This window comes from Herbaspirillum sp. alder98, from assembly GCF_020179755.1.
Taxonomy (GTDB): Bacteria; Pseudomonadota; Gammaproteobacteria; order Burkholderiales; family Burkholderiaceae_D; genus Herbaspirillum.
In genome coordinates this window covers 807,929-830,631 of record NZ_JAIUCY010000001.1, presented here as the reverse complement: position 1 = coordinate 830,631, position 22,703 = coordinate 807,929, and the positions used below count along the sequence as shown (strand labels likewise).

The 22,703-nt window shown below is 63.1% G+C and carries 20 protein-coding genes; 6 read left to right on the top strand and 14 right to left on the bottom strand.

Annotated features, from left to right (window positions below; all coding sequences use genetic code 11):
- Positions 1 to 311 precede the first annotated feature (311 nt).
- Together LBW87_RS03890 and LBW87_RS03885 are read left to right on the top strand one after the other, a co-directional pair.
- Positions 312 to 1,757: a YihY/virulence factor BrkB family protein gene (locus tag LBW87_RS03890; RefSeq protein ID WP_225200108.1), complete on the top strand. Its 1,446-nt coding sequence runs from the start codon at positions 312 to 314 to the stop codon at positions 1,755 to 1,757.
- A gap of 26 nt (positions 1,758 to 1,783) precedes the next feature.
- Positions 1,784 to 2,023, top strand: coding sequence for a hypothetical protein (locus LBW87_RS03885; RefSeq protein WP_225200107.1), 240 nt, complete (start codon positions 1,784 to 1,786; stop codon positions 2,021 to 2,023).
- Between the two features lie 63 nt (positions 2,024 to 2,086).
- On the opposite strand, the gene LBW87_RS03880 is transcribed toward LBW87_RS03885, so the two are convergent.
- Genes LBW87_RS03880 through LBW87_RS03865 form a run of 4 tightly spaced genes read right to left on the bottom strand, consistent with a single transcriptional unit; the run spans position 2,087 to position 5,196 of the window.
- Entirely contained in the window at positions 2,087 to 2,734 is a 648-nt protein-coding gene (locus LBW87_RS03880; RefSeq protein ID WP_225200106.1) for a glycosyltransferase, read from the bottom strand.
- A 19-nt stretch (positions 2,735 to 2,753) separates the two neighbouring features.
- Positions 2,754 to 3,377, bottom strand: a complete 624-nt coding sequence (locus LBW87_RS03875; RefSeq protein WP_225200105.1) for an SAM-dependent methyltransferase — start codon at positions 3,375 to 3,377, stop codon at positions 2,754 to 2,756.
- Positions 3,374 to 4,141: a PIG-L deacetylase family protein gene (locus LBW87_RS03870; RefSeq protein WP_225200104.1), complete on the bottom strand. Its 768-nt coding sequence runs from the start codon at positions 4,139 to 4,141 to the stop codon at positions 3,374 to 3,376. Before LBW87_RS03870 ends, LBW87_RS03875 begins: the two co-directional genes overlap by 4 nt.
- Positions 4,129 to 5,196, bottom strand: coding sequence for an acyl-CoA dehydrogenase (locus tag LBW87_RS03865; RefSeq protein WP_225200103.1), 1,068 nt, complete (start codon positions 5,194 to 5,196; stop codon positions 4,129 to 4,131). Before LBW87_RS03865 ends, LBW87_RS03870 begins: the two co-directional genes overlap by 13 nt.
- Before the next feature lie 308 nt (positions 5,197 to 5,504).
- Between LBW87_RS03865 and LBW87_RS03860 the strand changes: the two genes are divergently transcribed.
- The 3 genes from LBW87_RS03860 (at position 5,505) to LBW87_RS03850 (ending at position 9,626) form a co-directional block, all read left to right on the top strand.
- Positions 5,505 to 6,617, top strand: a complete 1,113-nt coding sequence (locus tag LBW87_RS03860; RefSeq protein ID WP_225200102.1) for a catalase family protein — start codon at positions 5,505 to 5,507, stop codon at positions 6,615 to 6,617.
- Between the two features lie 38 nt (positions 6,618 to 6,655).
- A complete protein-coding gene (locus tag LBW87_RS03855; protein WP_225200101.1) occupies positions 6,656 to 8,968 on the top strand; it encodes an FdhF/YdeP family oxidoreductase in 2,313 nt (770 codons plus the stop codon).
- A gap of 163 nt (positions 8,969 to 9,131) precedes the next feature.
- On the top strand, positions 9,132 to 9,626 hold the full coding sequence (locus LBW87_RS03850) for a hypothetical protein (RefSeq protein WP_225200100.1): 495 nt from the start codon (positions 9,132 to 9,134) through the stop codon (positions 9,624 to 9,626).
- 15 nt (positions 9,627 to 9,641) lie between these two features.
- Here the strand turns inward: LBW87_RS03850 and LBW87_RS03845 are convergent, their stop codons facing one another.
- From LBW87_RS03845 to folD, 10 genes are all read right to left on the bottom strand, one after another.
- Positions 9,642 to 9,881: a hypothetical protein gene (locus LBW87_RS03845; RefSeq protein WP_225200099.1), complete on the bottom strand. Its 240-nt coding sequence runs from the start codon at positions 9,879 to 9,881 to the stop codon at positions 9,642 to 9,644.
- 211 nt (positions 9,882 to 10,092) lie between these two features.
- A complete protein-coding gene (locus tag LBW87_RS03840) occupies positions 10,093 to 11,160 on the bottom strand; it encodes an asparaginase (protein WP_225200098.1) in 1,068 nt (355 codons plus the stop codon).
- A 202-nt stretch (positions 11,161 to 11,362) separates the two neighbouring features.
- A complete protein-coding gene (locus tag LBW87_RS03835; RefSeq protein WP_225200097.1) occupies positions 11,363 to 12,301 on the bottom strand; it encodes a helix-turn-helix domain-containing GNAT family N-acetyltransferase in 939 nt (312 codons plus the stop codon).
- 127 nt (positions 12,302 to 12,428) lie between these two features.
- Positions 12,429 to 13,502, bottom strand: coding sequence for a GGDEF domain-containing protein (locus tag LBW87_RS03830; protein WP_225200096.1), 1,074 nt, complete (start codon positions 13,500 to 13,502; stop codon positions 12,429 to 12,431).
- 360 nt (positions 13,503 to 13,862) lie between these two features.
- On the bottom strand, positions 13,863 to 14,762 hold the full coding sequence (lpxO, locus tag LBW87_RS03825; RefSeq protein WP_225200095.1) for a lipid A hydroxylase LpxO: 900 nt from the start codon (positions 14,760 to 14,762) through the stop codon (positions 13,863 to 13,865).
- Between the two features lie 328 nt (positions 14,763 to 15,090).
- Positions 15,091 to 16,401, bottom strand: a complete 1,311-nt coding sequence (locus LBW87_RS03820; protein ID WP_225200094.1) for a D-amino acid dehydrogenase — start codon at positions 16,399 to 16,401, stop codon at positions 15,091 to 15,093.
- Between the two features lie 174 nt (positions 16,402 to 16,575).
- Positions 16,576 to 17,043, bottom strand: a complete 468-nt coding sequence (locus LBW87_RS03815) for a hypothetical protein (RefSeq protein WP_225200093.1) — start codon at positions 17,041 to 17,043, stop codon at positions 16,576 to 16,578.
- A gap of 7 nt (positions 17,044 to 17,050) precedes the next feature.
- On the bottom strand, positions 17,051 to 17,470 hold the full coding sequence (locus LBW87_RS03810) for a DNA polymerase III subunit chi (RefSeq protein ID WP_225200092.1): 420 nt from the start codon (positions 17,468 to 17,470) through the stop codon (positions 17,051 to 17,053).
- 229 nt (positions 17,471 to 17,699) lie between these two features.
- Positions 17,700 to 19,778, bottom strand: a complete 2,079-nt coding sequence (locus LBW87_RS03805) for a M3 family metallopeptidase (protein WP_225200091.1) — start codon at positions 19,776 to 19,778, stop codon at positions 17,700 to 17,702.
- Positions 19,779 to 19,832: 54 nt separating this feature from the next.
- A complete protein-coding gene (folD, locus tag LBW87_RS03800) occupies positions 19,833 to 20,678 on the bottom strand; it encodes a bifunctional methylenetetrahydrofolate dehydrogenase/methenyltetrahydrofolate cyclohydrolase FolD (protein ID WP_225200090.1) in 846 nt (281 codons plus the stop codon).
- A gap of 285 nt (positions 20,679 to 20,963) precedes the next feature.
- Here folD and gshA point away from each other — a divergent pair, with 285 nt between their 5' ends.
- Complete coding sequence (gshA, locus tag LBW87_RS03795; RefSeq protein ID WP_225200089.1) at positions 20,964 to 22,568, top strand: glutamate--cysteine ligase; 1,605 nt, start codon at positions 20,964 to 20,966, stop codon at positions 22,566 to 22,568.
- The last annotated feature ends 135 nt before the right edge of the window (positions 22,569 to 22,703 follow it).

Genomic DNA, 22,703 nt, shown 5'->3' with positions numbered 1-22,703 from the left:
TGCACGGCGGCAGCGAACTGGGGAGTTGAGGGTGTGGCGTCTCGCGATTCGTTGATCTGGTGATCTGATTGTTGTGAAGCTGGCAACGCACGATGTGATGGCGAGCCGCCCAGCGGACGATATTTATACCATGCATCGCAACATCGCGTGGCGCGGCGCGCAGGCTGACATGGCCATTGCCGCCTGCGCTGTCAGTGCCTGTCCCTGAATGCATGGCGGCAATCGCATGCGGCGCCGCAACCGGAACAATCGCTGCGGCGATGGGTCACAAAGTGAGCTTCCACTGGCGGAGGCATTGCGTGAGACCTACCATGAGCAGCCAACCCTATGATTTCTTGCATGGCCGGCGCGAAGCAGTCGCCGACCCCAAGCATTCCGATGTCGGGCCGCATGCTGAGCCCCATCCTGAACATGACAACCCGACCGTAGGCGGTCTGGTTGCGGGATCGGTCTTGAGTGCCGGTCTGGGCATCTGGCTGGCGCGGCGCCGGCGCAAACCGGCCGCATCGGTCACGACGGCGCCAGCCAAGGCGAAGGTCGCCGACAGCGCCAAGCCTTTGCACTACAGCGCAGTCAATCGTGACGGCAAGCCGCATGGAATCGAACGCGCCATCCGCGTGGCGACGCTATTGCTGCCATTGGTGGCGGCCTATCGCAAAAACAGCACGCCCAGGACGACCAAGGTGGTCGACGATAGCGCCGCCAGGCTGGTGCATCCGTCGGGCGCACGGATCAGCAACATCAAGGCTGATCTCGAACCGTCGCCCACCGAATACCTGGACCCGGCCGCCGAAGTCAAGATGATCAAGGGCGGCACGCGCCTGCAGCAGGGCTGGCAGATGACGGTGGCCGCCGTCAATGCCTGGCTCGATGACTTTGCTCCCAGCATGGGGGCGGCGATTGCCTACTACACCATCTTTTCGATTGCGCCGATGCTGGTCATCGCCATCGCCGTGGCCGGCATGGTGTTTGGTCATGACGCCGCCCAGGGCGAGATCGTGAACCAGATTCGCGACATCGTCGGTACCGAAGGCGCCATCGCCATCCAGGGCCTGGTCAAGTCGGCCAGTGAACCGCGCGAAGGCCTGATTGCCGCCGCCATCAGCGTGGTCACGCTGGCCGTCGGCGCCACCGCGGTCTTTTCGGAATTGCAGAGTGCGCTGGACCGCATCTGGCGCATTCCGGCAGTGGCCCGCAAGACCGGCGTGTGGCAATTGCTGCGTACCCGCCTGCTATCGTTCGGCTTGATCCTGGGGCTGGGCTTCATGCTGATCATTTCGCTGGTGGTCAGCGCCGGCCTGGCCGCGATCGGACGCTGGTGGGGCGGCTGGTTCGAGGGCTGGCAACTGGTGCTGCAGGCGCTCAACTTCGCGCTGTCGTTCGTGGTGTTCTCGACGCTGTTCTCGGTGATCTACAAATTCATGCCGCGCGTGACGCTGTCGTGGCGCGATGTCTGGATCGGCGCAGTGGCCACCACCATCCTCTTCATCATCGGCAAGTACCTGATCGGCTTGTACCTCGGCAGCACCGGCATGACCTCCGGCTTCGGTGCGGCCGGATCGTTTGCACTGCTGCTGGTATGGATCTACTACTCGGCGCAGATATTCCTGCTGGGCGCCGAATTCACCTGGATCTACGCCAACAACTTCGGCTCGCGCGCGGTGCGCCAGAAACTGGTCAGTGCGCTGCACGATCACCAGGGCAACCTGGCGCAAACGCAGGATGGGCTGCAGAAGGTGCACGGCAGCGGCCATTGATTCATCTACTTTGAAAGGAAGGCATCATGAAGCTCAAGGCAATTCAGATGTTGGGACTGACGCTGGGCGTACTGGCGGCCTGGAAGGTGCGCAAGACATTGCGTGCGGGCGGCACACCGGGCGCGACGCTGGGCGATATCGGCGGCCTGGTCGGAAAGGGATGGTCGCCGAAGCTGCATTCGGCCACCGGCGTGACGCAATACGAAAGTCCCGAGGCCGATCCGCCGAAGAACCGGATGCCTTCGGTCGGCGACCTGCCGCCGTGATCGAACTTGTCCGGAAAAAAAGAGAAGGGCGCTACGGCGCCTTTTTTATTTGGCCCAGCTTTATTACGCCCAGGCGCGCAAGGTGTCGCCAAATCCGCCCGGCGCCTTGCTGGCCGTGCGCGCGCTGGTAGTCACGCGGGGCTGCGCGCTCCAGGCAATCTGCACCCCTGAGGCCATCAGTGCCTCGACCATCGCCACATCCTCATGGCAGGCCAGCGGACTGAAACCACCGACCTGTTCATAAGCCTTGGCCGAGATGCCGAAATTGGCGCCGTGGATGTGGCGGTGGCCATCGCGGTCCTGATAGGTTTGCGCAAAGTGCGCAGCTACCTTAGGCGTGTGCGCCCCCCAGTCGTGCACGGCCACGGTGCCGCAGACGGCGTCGGCGCCCAGCATCAGCTGCGCCGCCAGCCAGTCGGGCCATACCGTGCTGTCCGCATCGGTAAAGGCCAGCCAGCGCGCGCCTTCACCCAGCAACATGCGTGCGCCCTGGGCACGCGCCATGCCGACGTTGCGTGCCTGCAGGTGGGTCACGGCAGCGCCGTGTCGCAGCGCTACCCGGCTCGAGGCATCGGTGCAGGCATCCAGCGCCACCACGATCCTGACCGCTTCATCCCCCAACTGCGGGTGGGTGGCGGCCACGCGTGCGGCGCACAGGCAGGCTGCCAGGTATTGTTCTTCGTTGTGCGCGGGGATCACGATGCCGATCATGGTCGGGCTCCGGCGGCGGTCAATGCTTTTCCCACAGGTCGAGCAGGAAATCGTCGTCTTCGTAGCAGGCCGTGCGGCGCAGTCGGCCATTGCGGTCCAGCAGGCCATGCATCGAGCGCGTCGGCTGCAGGCGATCATCGAATTCCTTCTTCCAGTGACAGGCCAGCAGATGGCCGCCCGTCGTCAGGCTGGCCACGGCCAGCGCCGATATCTCAATCAGTTGCATGGCGTCGAAGTAATAACAAAGCTCGGATAACACCACCAGCTCGAACTCGAGCGAAGTCGACGACAGCGCCGGCCATTGCTCGGGCAGGCTCTCGCGACGCACGCTCACCTGCGGCAGATGGACAGTGCGCTCACGTGCGATGTCGACCGCTTGCTGGCAGAAGTCCGAGGCCAGCAAGCGCTCGCAACGCGGTGCCAATGCCAGCGTCAGTTCACCGTTGCCGCAGCCGGGTTCATAGGCGGCCTTGAATGTGGGGCGCGGCAGGATACCCATCAGGATCGCGCGCTTGCGCTGTTCGTACCAGCTGTCGCCGTAGTTCCAGGGGTCATTGCTGGCGGCATACAACTGGTCGAAATGGCTGGCAGGGCCGGCCACGCCGGCGACCTGCAGCGACAGGGGCGGATCCTCGCGACTCATACGAAGAACACCTCATAAGGTCGTGCAAAGTGCGCCAGCACGGGGGACGGCAAGACCGCTGCGCGTTCGCCGTCATGCTCGATCTGGCTTTGGTAGCAGCGCAGCGCGCGTCGCTTCTTCCACTCGGTGGCGGGGTCGAAGGCCAGCTTGCGGGCCCGGCCCCAGGGGATCGAACGCCCTTGCGGATCGGCCCAGTGCCAACCCCAGATTGGTACTTCGATCAGCTTGCAGCCGAGCTCGTGCTCCAGGTCGAGGGCAACGTTGCCGACGGCTTCATGATCGGGGTGGCCATCCATGCGCCATGGGGCGAATACGATATCGGTCGCTCGCAGGTGCAGGCTCAACCAATCCTTGAGTTGTTCGCGATGCTGCTGGACCCGGCCATCGGCGATGCCCACACGCAGCACCTCGACATGTTCGGCGCCGAGGCAGCGCATGGCGTCTTCGCTTTCACTGGCGCGCAGGCGGGGCAATTGGGCCGCCAGCGCCGACGATGGCGGGTGACTGCCTTCGCCATCGCTGACGGCGACCACGGTGATGTTGCGCATCATCATGGCCAGGCGAGCAATCAGTCCGCCGCAGCCGAGGGTCTCGTCGTCGGGATGGGGCGCCAGTATCACCGCCCGCGATCGCGGCGGGACCAGGTGGCACAGTTCCAGTTCGGGCAGCGCCTGGAGCTGGGGGCAGGCTTGCCATTCATGTTCGGCAGTGCCGCCGACGATATCGATGAAGCGTGCATCAGCGGGTTGAGTCAGAGTTGCCATGGGGTGTGCTCCGTGTCGAGGCAGGTTGCGCCCAGTTGGGCCAGGTCGCGTCCGGCGTGACTCTGCCGCAGAAAGACCGGCAGGTCGGCCAGCAGGCGTGCAGTGCGGCGATCGGCGCAATACGGGCGGGGACCCAGTGCGGCGCCGATATCGTTGATGCTCTGTTGCGCGGCGGCTTCGACCGTGAGGCGCGCGCGCAATGTCAGGCGCATGGCATCGGTGGCGGGATTGCGATCGATCCAGCGGGCGGCGGCGCGCAGGCATTGCGCCGCGGCGTGCAACGCGCACTCGGTGCTGCCCAGGCGTGCCAATGCGTGTTCGTCATGGCGCTGGGCAAGTTGCTCACGCAGCGTGTCGGCCAGCGCTGTGGCGGCGCCGAACCAGCAAGCCGCAATGCCGGCGCCGCCTTGCCAGAAGCCGGGCCGCTGCAGATAGAAGTCGGGGGAGCCGATGGGGCGCGCCACGGCGTTTTTCAGTTGCAGCCGCGCCGTGCGGGTGGCGGCCATGCCGACCGCCATCCAGTCGTCGTCGATGACCTGCACGCCTTCCTGGTCCAGGTCCAGTGCGGCCAGACAAGAACGGCCCTGGGCATCGCGATAGCTGATCAAGCCATGGCTGACCACATGCGCGCCGGAGCACCAGTGTTTTTCGCCATCCAGCAGCAGGCGATCGTGGCCGGTCTCGTCTCTTGCGAGCGGGCGCACCTTGAGCACGGCCTGCGGCGATTCGGCACACCATACGCCCCACAGCGCCAGATGCGGCAGGTCGTCCTCGCCAGCTTGCGCCAGGATTGCCAGGGCATCGGTATGGGATTCGAACAGCTTCGCCAGCGACAGGTCCAGCCCGGCCACCGCCGCCAGTGCGCGCCAGCGTTGCAGCGTGTCGCCTTCACCGGGCAGCGGCAAAGCGTCCAGGCCATTGTCGACCAGTTGGCATAGCAGATCGCCGACCACTGCGGGCAATTCGGTCTGGTTGCACTGCGCCAGCGGGGCGGCCACCAGTTGCGTGATGGCGGCCGGCAGGCTCAGGTTGAGGTGATTGACGTGGCTGTTCATGTGGTTTCCGGCGAGTCGGTTGTTGTTGGTTCGGTCCCGATGTCGCTCTGGGAGCGGATCGCCGGACATGATCAGTATGCGACTTCGTCCCATAAATTGATGTCGGTGGGGCCCGGCGTCTGGCGTAGGACTTTTGCGCACTGCAAGATGCATCGAGCTCATCAAGAAAGCAGTGGTCCATGGTGGGAAAACGCCGACAGGCCAGCGCGGCTGAGGCTGATCGCGGGTCGCGCCAGCGCCGCCTATGATCTGGCAGGCCACCGTGCATTTCATTGCCGCGTTTTTTCCCATATCCAATAGAGGCAGCCATGCAATCTTCCGATCGCCACCTTGATGCTCCCGTTATCTACGATCCCGCCTTCGAAACCATGGAGCCCGACGAGCCACAGACCGAAGCCGGCCTGATCGACGCCCTGACCAAGATATCCGAGACGGTCTTTCGTCATTCCGAGCACGCCCAGCGGGCGGTGCATGCCAAGAGCCATGGCTTGCTGCGCGGCGAAATCGAAGTGCTGCCAGGCTTGCCCACGGCGCTGGCGCAAGGCGTCTTCGCCCAGCCCGCGCGCTATCCCGTGTTGATGCGGCTGTCGACTTCTCCCGGCGATGTGCTGGACGACAAAGTGTCGACACCACGCGGCATGGCCATCAAGATCATCGGCGTCGAAGGCGAACGCCTGGCCGGCAGCGAAGGCGATGTCACGCAGGATTTCGTGCTGATCGACGGCCCCGCCTTCTCGGTCTCGGGCGCGAAGAAATTCCTGGGCAACCTGAAGTTGCTGGCGGCCACCACCGACAAGGCGCCGGAACTGAAGAAAGTGTTGTCGGCAGTGCTGCGCGGCGCCGAGAGCATGCTCGAGTCGGCCGGCATCGAAAGCAGCAAGCTGGTGGCGCTGGGCGGCCACCCGACCACCAATCCCTTAGGCGAGACCTACTACAGCCAGGTGCCGATTCTGTTCGGTCGCTACATGGCCAAGATTTCGGTGGCGCCGGTGTCGCCCGAGTTGCAGGCCCTCACCGGCAGCCCGGTCGACCTCAAGGAAAAACCCGATGGTTTGCGCGATGCCGTCACCGACTTCTTCGCCGCCGCCGAGGCCCAGTGGGAAGTGCGGGTACAACTCTGCACCGACCTCGAGAAAATGCCGATCGAAGATGCGGCGGTGGTGTGGTCCGAAGAGTTGAGTCCCTACTTGCCGGTGGCGCGTATCACCGTGCCGCGCCAGGTGGCGTGGAGCGGGCCGCGCTCCTATGCCGTCGATGATGGCATGTCGTTCAGCCCCTGGCACGGCATCGCCCAGCATCGTCCGCTGGGTTCCGTGATGCGGGTCCGGCGCGCTGCCTATGCAGTGTCGGTGCGCCTGCGGGCGGCGCATAACGGTCGCAGCATCACCGAGCCTGCCAGTCTGGAGAACCTGCCCGACTGAGCGCCGCGCAATGCACACAACAAGAAGGAACACGCCAAATGAAAACCAAGGACATCCCGGAAGAAGCGACGTTTCACAGTTACAGCAATGCGGCCGGCGGCTGGGGTTCGGTCAGGGCGCTGGCGTCGAGCCTGATGAACGAACACGTGGTGGGCACCGGCGCGCGGGTGCTGATGAAGCAGAACAAGCCCGAGGGTTTTGCCTGCGTCAGTTGTTCGTGGGCCAAGCCGGCCGATCCGCATCTGTTCGAATTCTGCGAGAACGGCGCCCGCGCCACGGCGTGGGAAATCACCGAGCGCCGGGCCACGCCTGAGTTTTTCGCCGAACACGCCGTGTCGGACATGCTGTCATGGAATGATCTGGAGCTCGAAGCCACCGGGCGGCTTACCCATCCGATGCGCTACGATGCGGCCAGCGACCGCTACCTGCCGGTGTCATGGCAGGACGCGTTCGACGATATCGGTGCGCAATTACGGACCATGGCACCCAAGCAGGTGGTGTTCTATGCATCCGGGCGGGCCTCGCTCGAGACCTCCTACATGTACCAGTTGATGGCGCGCATGTTCGGCACCAACAATCTGCCGGACAGTTCCAACATGTGCCACGAATCGACCTCGGTGGCCTTGCCCAAGAGTATCGGGGTGCCGGTGGGAACGGTCGGGCTGGATGACTTCGAGAAGACCGAGTGCATCCTCTTCTTCGGCCACAACACCGGCACCAATGCGCCGCGCATGCTGCATCCTCTGGAAGAGGCGCGCAAACGCGGCGTGCCGGTCATCACCTTCAATCCGCTGCGCGAGCGCGGCCTGGTCAGGTTCGTCAACCCGCAGTCGCCGCTGGAGATGCTGACGCCCCTGCACACGGCGATCAGTTCGCAATACGTGCAGATCAGGATCGGCGGCGACACGGCGGCGGTCATGGGCATGGCCAAGCACCTGCTGGCCATGGACGATGCGGCGCAGGCAGCGCGCCGCCCGCGCATACTGGACATCGATTTCATCAAGCAGCATACGGCCGGTTTCCCGCAATTCGAGGAGCGCGTGCGCAACACCGGGTGGGACGATATCGAATTGCACAGCGGCGTCACCCGCGCCGAACTCGAAGCGGCGGCGACCACCTATGCCGGCGCCGATGCCGCGATGCTGATGTATGGCATGGGCATCACCCAGCATCGCGAAGCGGTGCGCACCATCGGCATGCTGGCCAACCTGCTGCTGATGCGCGGCAATATCGGCAAGCCGGGCGCCGGCATCTGCCCGATCCGGGGGCACTCCAATGTGCAGGGCCAACGCACCGTGGGTATTACCGAAAAGCCGGAACTGGTGCCCAACGACAAGCTGCGCGAGCTCTTTCATTTTGCGCCGCCGATGGACAAGGGCCTCAATACCGTGGAGGTGTGCGAGCAGGTCCAGCAGGGCAATATCTCGGCATTCTTCATGTTGGGTGGCAACTTCGTGCGCGCCATGCCGGACCACGATCAGATCGAGCCGGCCTGGCGCGAGATACCGCTGACGGTGCAGGTCGTCACCAAGCTCAACCGCAGCGTGATCGTGCACGGAAAATGTTCTTACCTGTTGCCGTGCCTGGGGCGCATCGAGATCGATCAGCAAACCAGTGGCGCACAGGCGGTGTCGGTCGAAGACAGCACGGGGTGCATGCACGGTTCACGCGGCATGGTCAGCCCGGCCTCCGAACACCTGCTGTCGGAGGCCGCCATCGTGGCCGAAGTGGCCAAGCGCATCCTGCCGCCCAACCCGCATCTCGACTGGGATGCATGGGTGGGCGACTATGCGCTGGTGCGCGATGCGATCGAAGCGACCTGGCCCGATATCTTTCGCGACTTCAACCGCCGCATGTGGAAGCCGGGTGGTTTTTCCCGGCCGCTGGCGGCGCGCGAGCGCAAGTGGAAGACTCCCAATGAACTGGCCAATTTTATCCTGCCGGAAGGGCTTGATCCCGACCCCGACATGCCGGCCGATGCGCCTGGCGTTTTACGCCTGATGACGGTGCGCAGCGATAGCCAGTTCAACACCACCGTGTATTCACTCGACGACCGTTTTCGCGGCGTGTTCGGCACCCGTCGGGTGCTGTTGATGAATCGCGCCGACATGGACAGGCTGGGCCTGGCACCCGGCACCATGGCGGCGGCCGAGACGGTATCCAGCGACGGCGTGCAGCGGCGTGTGGCGCGTTTGCGGGTGGAGCCCTTCGATATTCCGGTGGGCTGCGTGATGGGGTACTTCCCCGAGCTCAATCCACTGGTGCCGCTGTTTCATCATGCGAAGGAAAGCAAGGTGCCGGCGGCCAAGTCGATCCCGGTGCGCATCGTCGCTGAAACGGCGCTCGCGTGAAGCGGCCTTGTCCGAACTGGCCGACGCCATCGGTGGTCGATTCCCACTCGTGATCGGGTGCCGCGCCGACTGCCGCTGGCGGCTTGATTTTCCTAGACTGGATTGGTCGGGATGACGCTGTTGGCGCATTCCAGCACACCCACCATTTCGAGGAGGAGAGAACATGAAACACGGCACAATGAAGAAGTCCGCGGCGGTACTGGCTGCGGCCCTGCTGAGTCTGTCGGCAGCGGCACAGACCGGCAGCGCGGGCGGAAGCGCCAATGGTACCGGCACCGGCGGCTACAACACCGGCACCACGGGAACCACAGGCACCACTGGCGGCGCAACCACTGGCGGCGCATATGGTGCCGGCACGACCGGTACCGGAACCACCGGTGCCACCGGAACGACCAGCGGCAGCACATCGGTCCCGACCGGTTCGAGTAGCACTGGCGGCACGACCACCGGCGCGGGTTCTACCGGAATGTCGGGGTCGGGTAGTGCGGGTTCGATGGGCGGCACAGGCGGCGCCTCGGGTGGTGCTTCCGGCGGTGCGGCAGGTTCGGGCGGATTTGGCGCTGGCGCCGGCGGCGCCAGCGGTGGCGCAGCAGGAGGAGCCGGTGGCGGTGCAGGCGGTGGCGCTGGAGGCGGCGGTGGTGGTGGGGGAGGCCGCTAAGTCGGCGTCAATGCTTCAATGAACGTGCTGCGGGATATCCAGTTCGGCCAGGATCATTTCGACCTGCAGGCACTGTAGCTTGAGATCCTTGATGGCCTTGCGGTACTGGCGCACTGTCTTCAGCGTCGGTACCGCATTCTCGTTGCGCACCGCACGTACCGCTTCCATCATCAAGCCCGACAGCAGCACCGAGGCTGCGTCGTGGGTCCGCTTGAGTTCGGTGATGCTGGTGAGCAAGCTCAGCTTCTTGTCCATGATGGTTCTCCTGATCGTTAGCCTTCTAGGACAAAAGTGGCCAGGGCATCGTTCCTGTTGATCATATCTTGTCGGCGGGGTTGTCGTGCTTGCAGATCGGCAACTGCGACTGTCGGGTGCCTGGCCGCCCCATGAAAAAGCCCCGCCAGGAGCGGCGCCGCAAGGCGCCGGAAAACCGGCGCCTCGGATCAGGCGGCGCATGGCCGCGTGATCAGTATTTCCACATGATCTTCTGCAGTTCCTTGCTGTCATTGGTGCGGGTCAGCGCCAGCTCGGCCAGGATGCGCGCCTTCTGGGCATTCTGGTCGTCCGTCACCACCCAGTCGAACTTGTCATCGGGCTGCTCGCCATTGCGAATGACCACGCCGCTGCCGGTGCGGCTGGCGCGGATGACCTGTATGCCCTTGCTGCGCACTTCCTGCAGCACCGGCACGATCTGTTCTGCGACGCTGCCGTTGCCGGTGCCGTCATGGATGATGGCCCGGGCGCCAGCGTTGACGAAGGCGTCATAGGCGGCGCGGCTGACGTTGCCGTAGTTATAGGCAATGTCCACGCGCGGCAGGCTGTCGATCTTGTCGATGTCGAACTCGGTCTGCGTGGTGTGAGGGCGGGCTGGCAGGCGGTAGAAGGTCAGCTTGTTCTCGACCACGTAGCCCAGCGGGCCATACGGCGAGCGGAAGGTCTCGACCTTGAAGGTGTTGCTCTTGGTGACGTCGCGACCCGAATGGATCTCGTCGTTCATGACCACCAGCGTGCCCTTGCCGGCCGCTTCCTTGCTACCCGCCACCAGCACCGCGTCATACAGGTTCAGTGCGCCGTCGGCGCCCAGCGCGGTGCCGGGGCGCATCGAGCCGACCACCACCACCGGCTTGGCGCTCTTGAGCACCAGGTTGAGGAAGTAGGCGGTCTCTTCGATGGTGTCGGTGCCGTGGGTGATCACGATGCCGTCGACATCATCCTGCTTGAGCAGTTGCGAGACGCGCTTGCCCAGCGTCAGCAGGCGCTGGTCGTTGAAGCTTTCGCTGCCGATCTGGAAAATCTGCTCGCCGCGCACATTGGCGATCTTGCTGATTTCAGGCACTGCCGCAATGATCTTGTCCACCGGGACCACCGCCGATTGATAGGCGGCCGTGTTGACACTGGAGGCGCCGGCGCCGGCAATGGTGCCGCCGGTGCCGATGACGACGACGTTGGGTTTCTTCTCCTGGGCGTGGGCGCTGGCCGCAAAGGCCGCCGACAGGACCACTACCATGCCCAGTTGTTTCAGTGCGTGTTGCATCTTGAGAGTCTCCAGTGACACGAGGGGCGGGCATCATCGACCCGCGCTCGTCGTTATTGTTTATTGATTGATTTGACGGCCATCGAATACGGTTCGCATCTTATGAGAGACATGAACGCGACGATAATACGAAACGTGCAAGACCCTGTCTCATGCTTTTACGACATGGGCGAATGCGCCAAATGCATGAGCTTGGTGCAGCTCAGGGGCGGTGTCGCACGAAGCGTTGCTCCAGGACCTGTTTGCCCCATTGCGCGCCGGGCTGTTCTTCTGCCAGCGTAAAACCACGGGTTTCATACAGATGGCGGGCGGCATTCAGGCCCGAGAAGGTCCACAGGTGGGTCTGGCTGAAGCCGCGTTCGTCGACAAATGCCATGGCCGCATCCAGCAGCCGCTTGCCGGCGCCGCTGCCGCGGGCGCTGTCGTCGAGGATGAACCAGCGCAGATGGGCAGTATCGTTGCCCAGGTCTTCGCCGTCGATGGCGATGGAGCCGATGATGTCACCGTCTTTCCTGGCGGTCCAGATGGCATTGCTGGGGCTTTCCAGCCGGTTGCAGAACTCGGCCAGGCCGCTTGCCACGACCGATTCGAAGCGCTGGCCGAAACCAGATTCACGCGCGTAGTAGTCGGCGTGCATGGCCGTGATGCGGGCGATCAGGCCGGTCCGGTAGCCACGCACCACATCGACCCGGGCGGTCGACTCAGGCCCGCCTGCAGCGCCCAGCGCGTGGGTATAGAGGCGCATGCCTTCAAGTACCGTGCGATCCTGGCCCGGCGCCAGGCGCGCCAGGGCATCGACCACCTGCCGCCGCGCAAAGGCGTGGATGGCTGCGACCCGGGCACGGCCGGCCGGCGTCAGCGACAGGCGCTTGACGCGGGCGTCGTCGTCGCCGGCGGCCTGGAGGACGTCGCCGCTGTCGACCAGCTTGCGCAGCATCCGGCTGACGCTGGATTTCTCGAGACGAAGCAGGGCGCCCAGTTCGCGCGCGGTGATCTCGCCGGGTTCGATTTCGATCAGCGCATGCACCGCCGAAGGCGACAGCTCGGTACCGGCGAAGTCACCGCCCATGAAGCCCAGTTCGCGCACCATCAGGCGCGATACGCCTCGTAATTGTTCCACCACGGTTGCATTGGACGCCATGATCGGATTCTCCTTGTCGTTATATAGTTGTAATGTACAACCATAAAGTTGTGTTTGGCAACTTTATTTGCGGCGAACGAAGGCGGGTGTCAGGGGATGGCAGGGGTGGGGCGCAGCGCGCCGACCGTCAGAAGAATTCGACGGTGTCGTTGGTGGTGATGCCGGACGTCAATACGCCCGAATCGACCAGTTCTTCGTAGAAGCAGATGCGATTGCGTCCGCTCTTCTTGGCGTGATAGAGCGCCTGGTCGGCGTGGCCGAGGATGACCACCGGCGTTTCGCGCGAAATGCCGACGAAGCCCAGGCTGACCGTGACCTTGCCGACCTGCGGGAAATCGTATTCCTGCACGTTCTGGCGGAAGCGGTCGAAGATCTTGCGGGCGTCGGTCAGGGTGGTGGCGCGCAGCAGGATCACGAATTCCTCGCCGCCGAAACGGAAGATCCGGTCATGGCTGCGGAACGATGCGCGCAGGATGTTGGCCATCAGGATCAGCACTTCGTCGCCATACAGATGGCCGTAGCGGTCGTTGACCTGCTTGAAGTGATCGATGTCGACCACCGCCAGCCAGTGGCCCTTGGGTTCGTCGACGATGTCGCCCTCGTGGCGGCGGTCGTCCTTGTCCAGCGCATGCGACTCGACCGGCGCGATGGCGAACGCGTAGCGGGTGAATTGTTCGTCGAAGGTCTTGCGGTTGAACAGGCCCGTGAGCGCGTCGCGCTCGCTGTAGTCGAGCAGGCTCTGGTAGTTGCAATAGACGTGGAAGATGCCGTGGATCACATCCATCATCTGCTGCTCGAAGGGACGGTCGCTACGGATCTCGACGCACGAATTCATCTTGCCGTGCAACCAGACCGGCAGCCACAGCACATGCGCGCCATCGTCGGCGGTCTCGAGGTATTCGTTGAGGTGATTGCGGATGCACGCCATCATGGCCGGAAAACTGGCCAGCGGCTCCTTCAGGTCTTCACTGGTGTGGTCGTCGATGGTATGCACCGAGCCATCGCGAATGACCATCTTCTCCTGCACATAGTGCTCGTCGCGCATGGTGAAGATTTCCAGCATGCGGATGGCCTGCACATTGGTCAGCTGATACAGCGCGGAGATGACAGAAACTGCCAGGCGGGAGTGTTCCCGGTGGGCGGTGATCTCTACCAGATGCTTGAGCAGCGGTTTTTTCATCTCGTCGTCGATGTCCTGCATGAGCCCATTGTTCTATGTATGGTCGGTACTCGGAGTCGGCTTCACCATTCACGCAATGTATCAGCACCATGCAAGAATCACGCCATCAAGCAAGCCAGGAAGCGAGATGATTTTACACGTTCGTACGCACTAGGATGAAGCAGTTTCTTTACTTTGAAACCGAAAATCCGGTTTCCATTTCCATGCAGAAATTTTGTCGCGACGCGTGCATCGGTTACGTTGCAATTGTTAGTTTTACGTCTCTTTCTTAATGCATTTCAAGCATAAGAAGTTCTATCCGGCTTGCCGTGACTAACAAAAACGCCGCCCACTGCTACCGGGCGGCGTTCGTCGAATCGGCGCGATACGCTGCGTCTAGGATCAGGCAAAGATGATCAGCAGGGCAACCGCGATGATGAGGCCGAACTTGGTGATGCGATAGGCGGTCTTGTTCCACTTCTTGAAGCGGCGGCGATATTGTCCGGCCAGCCAGACGAAGCGAAACAGCTTGTTGACACGGCCGGTCTGGTCGCCCGTCTCGTTGGGCGATGCCGCAGCGGTCATCATGGTGCGCCCGAGCCACTGGTTGATGGCTTCGGCCCAGCGGTAACGCAGTGGGCGTTCGACATCGCAGAACAGGATGATACGGTTCGTCTCGGCGCCATTCTGGGCCCAGTGGATGAAGGTTTCGTCGAACACCACGCTCTTGCCGTCGCGCCAGCTATAACGCTGGCCATCGACTTCGATGAAGCAGCGGTCATCGTTGGGCGTGACCAGGCCCAGGTGATAGCGCAGTGATCCGGCATACGGATCACGGTGGGGATTGAGCGTGCCGCCCGGCGCCAGTTCGGCGAACATGGCGGCCTTGACGCTGGGAATGCGGCGCAGGATCTCGACCGTCTTCGGGCAGAATTTCTCGGCCGACGGATGGCTGGCGTTGTACCACTTCAGGTAGAAGCGTTTCCAGCCGGCCTTGAAGAACGAGTTGAAACCGGCATCGTCATTTTTCTCGGCCGCCTTGATCTTGGCCAGGTTCTGCAGCGCCACGGCTTCGTCGCGGATGATTTCCCAGTTGGCGTCGATGATCGCCAGGTCGTCGAATTGCTTCACCGACGGATAGGGCACTGCCGGCACGCGGGAAAACGCGTACATGAACAGGTTGATCGGCGACATGATCGACGAGTGATCGAAGAACTGGCGCAGGAACGGCAGCCGCACGCGCCCGCGGAAGTGGATGAAAAGGATGGAAAACAGGTAGATGAATACGATCGCCCACTTCATTGCATGGTCCTCTTGATAGTGCAGGCCGCTGGCCGGTAATGGCCGGACGGCATCGGCAGTTTCTGCCATATGGTGTCAGATAGGGGAAGATCAACCGCAGAACGCCGCTGTAGGGCGAAAGATGCGCGCTGATGAGCTGTGCCCGCTCCCCGTAAAGCCCGCGCCAGGCGCTGGGCAAGCCAAGGATTCTACACCAAGGCCCTGCAAGCAAATGTCAGGACGGCGGGCGGTGTAGGGCTTTGCGCGGCCGCTGTGCGCGAAATCAAGCGGCAATGAAAAAACGGACCGGGCGTTGATCCCGGTCCGTTTTCATTCAGTCGATGTTCGCTCAGGCGGTCTGGGCGATCACTTGCGGGCCGTGGTTCCAGCGCGGCAGGCCGGTGAAGGCGAAGTCGATCTCGGGCACCCGGCCGGCGACGATCTCGGCAATCGCGCGGCCAGAGCCGCAACCCATGGTCCAGCCCAGGGTGCCGTGGCCGGTATTGAGGAACAGGTTGCTGACGCGGGTCTTGCCGACATACGGCACGTTGGATGGCGTGAGCGGGCGCAGCCCGGTCCAGTAGACCGGATTGTCGTAGTCGCAGCCGTCGGGGAACAGTTCGCGGGTGCGGCGGGTAATGGCTTCGCAGCGGGTAGTGTTGAGTTCGCGACCATAGCCGTTCAATTCGCAGGTGCCGGCCACCCGCAGGCGGTCTCCCAGGCGCGACACCACCAGCTTGTAGCCGTCATCGGTGAGCGATACGGTGGGGGCGGCGTCGGGATTGGTGATCTGGTAGGTGGCCGAGTAGCCCTTGCCCGGATAGAGCAGCAGGTCGATGCCCAGTGGCTTGACCAGTTGTTGCGAAAAGCTGCCCATGGCGACCACGAAGGTGTCGGCCGTCAACACTTCATGACGGCCATCGGGATTGATCACTTCGACCCCGGTCACGCGCGCTGCCGCACCGGTGCCGGTGGTGATCAGGCGGGTGACGGAGGTGGAATAGCGAAACTCGACGCCGGCTTCTTCGCTCTTCCTGGCCAGGCCCGTGGTGAGCTTGTAGACGTCGCCCGATTCGTCGGTGGCGGTGAAGTCGCCGCCGACGATCTTGTCGCGGATCGATGCCAGGGCCGGCTCGATGCGGATCACTTCGTCGGCGCCGATCGATTCGCGCGGGCAACCGAGGTCGCGCATCAGCTTGGCGGCCGGCAGCGACTCTTCGAATTCCTTTTCTTCGGTATAGAAGTGCAGGATGCCACGCGTGAGGTGGTCATAGTCGATGCCGGTCTCGGCGCGCACCGCCTGCAGGGTCTGGCGGCTGTATTCGCACAGGGCCACGATGTTGCGGATGTTCTGATCGGTGCGGGCGGGCGTACATTCGCGCAGGAAGCTCACGGCCCATTTCCATTGCAGCCACTCGGGGCGGAAACGGTACAGCAGCGGAGCGTCTTCCTTGCCCAGCCACTTGAGCACCTTCATGGGAGCGGCCGGGTTGGCCCAGGGTTCGGCATGCGAGACCGAGATCTGGCAACCGTTGGCAAAGCTGGTTTCCTGCGCGGCGCCGGGTTGGCGTTCGATGACCGTGACGTCGTATCCCTGCTTTCTGAGGAACCAGGCGGAAGCGGTCCCGATAATGCCTGCGCCCAATACGATCACTTTCATCTTATTCTCCCGGTTGATGCGTGGACTGGATCACGGCGGCGCCGCGTTGCCAGAATAGCTTGCATTGTAAGAATTTCCCGATTGTCGATGTCGCCAATACCGGGTGATGAATTTTGAATAGTTTAAGCGTTAGGCCTATTTTTATTTATAAATAAAAGAAATTGCTTTGCTTCTTTAGTTTTTGGAAGAAGTGAATCGCGCCATTTCTTCCGCCACCGCGCGGGTAACGGTTTCGGCCAGGGACTGGTGCAGGCTTTCCTTGATGCGCTGCGTCAGGATATCGACCAGGTTGTCCATCGCCACCGCCAGTTGGTCCTGCAGGTGTTGTTGCACCACGGTATCGGCTTGCGCCAGCAGGTTCTGCAGCACGTTTTCGCGGATTTCCTGTTCCCAGTTGCGGTATTGCTCGGCTACCGGGCTGAACGGTTCGGGCGCGAAGCCTTGCGCCGGTTGCTGGTAGTGGGTGGCGTCCGGCGCCTGCCAGAAAGCGCCCGGCTGCGGGGCCGAACCGTAGTCGGGCGCGAAGGCGTCGGGCTGGGCCACATAGGTCGGCGGATTGGGGATCGACTGCTGGGGCAGCACCTGGGGCGCTACCGGGATGATTTCGGTCAGCAGGGGAATGTTGTTGTCGTCGTGGTTCATGGCGTTCTCAGCTGGCCACGAAGTGATTGAGCGGATAGCCGCGCTCCTTGTAGAAGCGGTAGCGCTCACGCCCGGCGTTGCGATCGGCTTCCTGGTCGGCCACGATCTCCAGCATCCGTTCGAAGCGGGCGAAGTTGGCGGGCGTCTGGCCGGACAGGTTGATCAGCACCTGGTGGTGCGGCAATTCGACGTCATCGCTGGCGGTGAGGATGATCGGCGTCTGCGCGGCGAGGGCGTCGCCGGCGCTGACGTGGGGCAAGAAGTCCTGTTCGGAAAAGGCCCACAGGGCCTGGTCCAGTTGCTGCAGCTCTTGCGCATCGGTCGCGCGCAGGACGATCTTGCTGCCGGCGCCATGGGCCTTGCGCACCAGGCGGCAGACATAAGCGATCTTTTGCGGGACGTTGCTGTGAAAGTCGATACGGGTCATGGCGGAAGTATAAAGCCACTGCCGCCGCTGTGGGGGGCCGGCACGATAGCTTACTTATAACCCAGCCCTGTGGATACACCGGCAACGTCGCCGGGGTCCGGCTTTCGCCGGCACCACGGAACATATAACTTGTCCCCGTCGTCCTGACGAAAGTCAGGACCCAGCGTCGTTAAGGCTCTTATCGTTAAGGTTTTTATCATCAACGCCATCCCGGATCGCCGAAAGACGATCAGGCCGCCATCCCGCTATGACGCAACAGCGCATCGATGCTCGGTTCACGACCGCGGAAGGCCTTGAACGACTCGATGGCCGGGCGCGAGCCGCCGACGGCCAGGATTTCCTGCTGGAAGCGACGGCCGGTTTCGAGCGACACCACATTGCCACTTTCCTTGGCAGCCTCTTCGAACGCGCCATAGGCATCGGCCGACAGTACCTCGGCCCATTTGTAGCTGTAGTAGCCGGCCGCATAGCCGCCCGCAAAGATGTGCGAGAACGAATGCTGGAAGCGGTTGAATGCGGGCGGCCGGATCACGGCGATACGGTCGCGCACGGCATCGAGCAACTGCTGCACGGTCTGGGCGCCGCCCACTTCGTATTCGTGGTGGATCAGCATGTCGAACAGCGAGAACTCGACCTGGCGCAGCGTCTGCAAGCCGGACTGGAAGTTCTTGGCGGCAATCATCTTGTCGTACAGCGCGCGCGGCAGCTGGGCACCGGTGTCGGCGTGCGAACTCAACTGTTGCAGCACGTCCCATTCCCAGCAGAAGTTTTCCATGAACTGCGAAGGCAGCTCAACGGCATCCCATTCGACGCCCGAAATGCCCGACACGCCCACTTCGTCGACCTGGGTCAGCATATGGTGCAGGCCGTGTCCGAATTCGTGGAATAGCGTGATCACTTCGTCATGCGTAAACAGCGCCGGGCGGGCCACGCCATCGACCACCGCCGGTTCGGTGAAGTTGCACACCAGATAGGCGATCGGGGTTTGCACGCCGTTGGCCGTGAGGCGGCGGGCGCGGGCGTCGTCCATCCAGGCGCCGCCGCGCTTGCCGCTGCGCGCATACAGGTCGAGATAGAACTGGCCGACCAGCTGGCCGTCGCGTTCGATCCGATAGAACTTGACGTCCTGGTGCCACACCGGCGCCGTGTCTGGCTTGATGCTCACACCGAACAATTGCTGCGCCACCTGGAACAGGCCGCCGACCACCCGTGGTTCCGGGAAGTATTGCTTCAGCTCCTGCTCGGAGAACGCATAACGCTGTTCGCGCAGCTTCTCGGATGCATAGGTGCTGTCCCAGGCCTGCAGCGTGTCCAGTCCCAGCTTTTCGCGGGCGAAGCTCTTCAGCTCGTCATAATCCTTTTCGCCGAACGGACGGGCGCGCTGGCCCAGGTCTTCCAGGAAGGCGATCACTTCGGCAGGCGACTGCGCCATCTTCGGCACCAGCGAGACTTCGGCGAAGTTGGCATAGCCCAGCAGCTGCGCCTCTTCCTTGCGCAGGCGCAGGATGTCGTCGATGTTGGCGCTGTTATCCCAGTCGGCTTTGGCGCCGAGTTCGGAGGCCTTGGTGGCGTTGGCGCGGTAGATCTTCTCGCGCAGCGCCCGGTTGTCCGCGTATTGCAGCACCGGGAAGTACGACGGGAAGTGCAGCGTGAACTTGAAGCCCGGCTTGCCGTCTTTCTCGGCGGCGGCGCGCGCGGCTTGCTTGACGTCATTCGGCAGGCCACCCAGTTCGGATTCGTCGTCGACGAACAGGGCGAAATCGTTGGTCGCATCCAGCACGTTTTCAGAGAAGCGGGTGGTCAGCGCGGCGTGCTTTTCCTGGATCTCGGCGAAGCGCTCTTTCTGGTCCTCTGGCAGTTCGGCGCCAGACAGGCGGAAGTCACGCACCGCGTTATCGACCACGCGGCGGCGTGCCGCCGACAGTTGCGCAAAGCCCGGGCTGGCCTGCAGCGCCTTGTATTTGTCGAACAGGGCCAGGTTCTGGCCGATGTCGGTCCAGAACTCCACCAGGCGCGGCTGGTTTTCGTTATAGGTGGCGCGCAGGGCCGGCGTGTCCATCACCGAATTCAGGTGCCCGACCACGCTCCAGGCGCGCCCCAGCTTTTCGGTGGCCGACTCCAGCGGCTCGACGAAATTGTCCCAGGTGACCTCGGCCATCGGCGCTTCCAGCTCGGTCACCAGGCGCGCGGCATCGGCCAGCAGCTTGTCGACTGCGGGGCTGACGTGCTCGGGCTTGATGGCGTCGAATTGGGCATAGCCCGAAAAATCGAGCAGGGGATTGGCGGCGATGTCGTTGGGTGTGGTCATGGGCTCTCGATTCGTTGGGCACGCCCCGCACCATGCGGGGCGTCATTCATTACTTCAGGACCGTTCGGCAGCTTCGATCGTGTTGACCAGCAACATGGTGATGGTCATCGGACCGACGCCGCCCGGCACCGGGGTGATCCAGCCGGCGACTTCCCTGGCGTTGGCAAAATCGACGTCACCGCACAGCTTGCCGTTGTCGTCGCGGTTCATGCCGACGTCGATTACCACCGCGCCCGGCTTGACCATGTCGGCGGTCACGATATTGCGACGGCCGGTGGCCACCACCAGGATGTCGGCGCCACGGGTATGGTGGCCCAGGTCGCGCGTCTTTGAGTTACAGATAGTGACGGTCGCGCCGGCTTGCAAGAGCAACATTGCCTGCGGCTTGCCAACGATGTTGGACGCGCCGACCACTACGGCGTTGGCGCCGCGCACCGGATAATCGATCGATTCGAGCATCTTCATGACGCCATACGGCGTGCAGGGCCGAAACAGCGGCTGGCCGGTCATCAGCAGGCCGGCGTTGCTGATATGGAAACCATCGACGTCCTTTTCGGGCGCGATCGCTTCGATCACCTTGTGCGCATCGATATGCGCCGGCAGCGGCAATTGCACCAGGATGCCGTTGATCTTGGGATCGTTGTTGAGGGCATCGATGCGGGCCAGCAGATCGGCTTCGGTCAGGGTCGCTTCGTATTTCTCGAGCACCGAGTACAGGCCGTTGTCTTCACAGGCCTTGACCTTGTTGCGCACATAGACTTGCGAAGCCGGGCTGTCGCCCACCAGGATCACCGCCAGGCCGGGCTGCTTGCCCTGTGCGGTCAGGGCGGCGGCACGCTTGGCGACTTCGGCGCGCAGTTGTTGGGAGAGCAGGTTTCCATCGATCAGTTGAGCTGGCATGGCAGATATAGAGGCAAAGAGGCTGAAAAGGGGCGGGCAGCAGCGTAACCCGGTGCAGGCCGCGTGCGGCGCAACCCGGAATTATAAAGCGTGCCGCGCCTGCGCAGGCCGTGGCAGTCGAGGCTAATGTTTCTTGGTGGAAAATAAATGCTGCCCGGTTCGGTCGGTACCGCCATTTTTTGGGGCCAACGACGGAAATTGGCGTTTTCGGTTATGCTCCCGCAACTAAATCGCGAGCCCCCTCCCAGGTGCTCGTGCTGAACCGCCATTTTCAAGGACCACCGCATGACCGATCTGCTGACCCGCCGCCTGCAACTGCTTGCCAGTCCGCAACATCTGGGCTTGCTCGGTGGTGGCTTGCGTGGCGTGGAACGCGAGACCCTGCGGGTGGACCGGTCCGGCCAGCTGGCCCATACGCCGCACCCGGTAGCGCTCGGCTCGGCGCTCACCAATGAATTGATCACCACCGATTATTCGGAGTCGCTGGTCGAATTCATCACCCCGGCCGAGCCCGACATCGCCATCGCCCTGCAGCGGCTCGACGAGATCCACCGCTTTGCCTATCCCCGTCTGGGCGGCGAAGTGCTGTGGAATGCCTCGATGCCTTGCGAGTTGCCGCCGGAAGACGAGATTCCGCTGGCCTGGTACGGCTCGTCCCACATCGGCATGCTCAAGCATGTATATAGACGCGGCCTGGCGCTGCGTTATGGCCGCACCATGCAATGCATCGCCGGCATCCATTACAACTTCTCGCTCGACGAGGGTTTGTGGGATGTGCTGCGGGCCGGCGACGAGAGCGACGAGCGGGTCGACGTGTCGGTCTCGCGACGTGATTACCAGTCGGAGCGTTATATCGCGCTGATCCGTAATTTCCGTCGCTACAGCTGGCTGTTGATGTACCTGTTCGGCGCCTCGCCGGCGGTGGCTACCAATTTCCTGCGCGGCCGCCCGCACCAGCTCGAGTCGCTGTCGGCCGATACCCTGTATCTGCCCTACGGCACCAGCCTGCGCATGAGCGACCTGGGTTACCAGAACAATGCCCAGGCCAACATCACGCCGCACTACAACAACCTGCCGGCCTATATCCGCAGCCTGTCGCATGCGGTCAGCGAACCTTATCCGCCGTACGAGGCCATCGGCACCAAGCGCGACGGCGAATGGGTGCAGATCAATACCAACATCCTGCAGATCGAGAACGAGTTCTACTCGGCGATTCGTCCCAAGCGCGTGATCTACAGCGGCGAGCGGCCGGTGCAGGCGCTGTCGGCGCGTGGCGTGCAGTACGTCGAGGTGCGCTGCATGGACATCGACCCCTTCGATCCGCTGGGCATCAACCTGCAGACGGCGCGCTTCCTGGATGTGTTCCTGCATTTCCTGGCGCTGGAGCAAAGCTGCCTCACCTCGGACGCCGAAGGCGCCGAGAACCGCGCCAACTTCATGGCGACCGTCAAGCAAGGGCGCCGCCCCGGCCTGCAATTGCACTTCAAGGGTGAAGCCATCGGCCTGAGCCAGTGGGGCGAGCAATTGCTGGACCGCATGCAGCCGGTGGCCGATTTGCTCGACAGCCATGCCGGCGGCAACGACCATCGCGACGCCCTGGCGGCGCAACGCATCAAGCTGGCCGATCCCGACACGACGCCGTCGGCGCGCGTATTGCGCGAAATCCGCGCCGCTGGCAATTCGTTTGTCGCCTTCGCGCTGCAAAACAGCGCGCAGCAAGCCGAGCAACTGCTGGCGCGACCACTCGATGCCACCCGCACCGCCGAGCTCGAAGCCATCGTTCGGGCCTCGCTGGAAGCCCAGGGGGATATCGAACGGACCCAGATCGGCGACTTCGATACCTTCGTCGCCGCCTATCGCGCCAGTACGCTGGGCAATATAAGCGTCTAGGCAATTTCCCTTTTGTTGTTTAAATGTCATCTCCGTAGAGGCGACCGCTTGCGGTCGCCTCTACGTTTTGGCGCGCCGCAAAGAGCATACTTTGCGTGACAATCCCTCGGAAGGTCAGAAAATCACCGCCCGCAA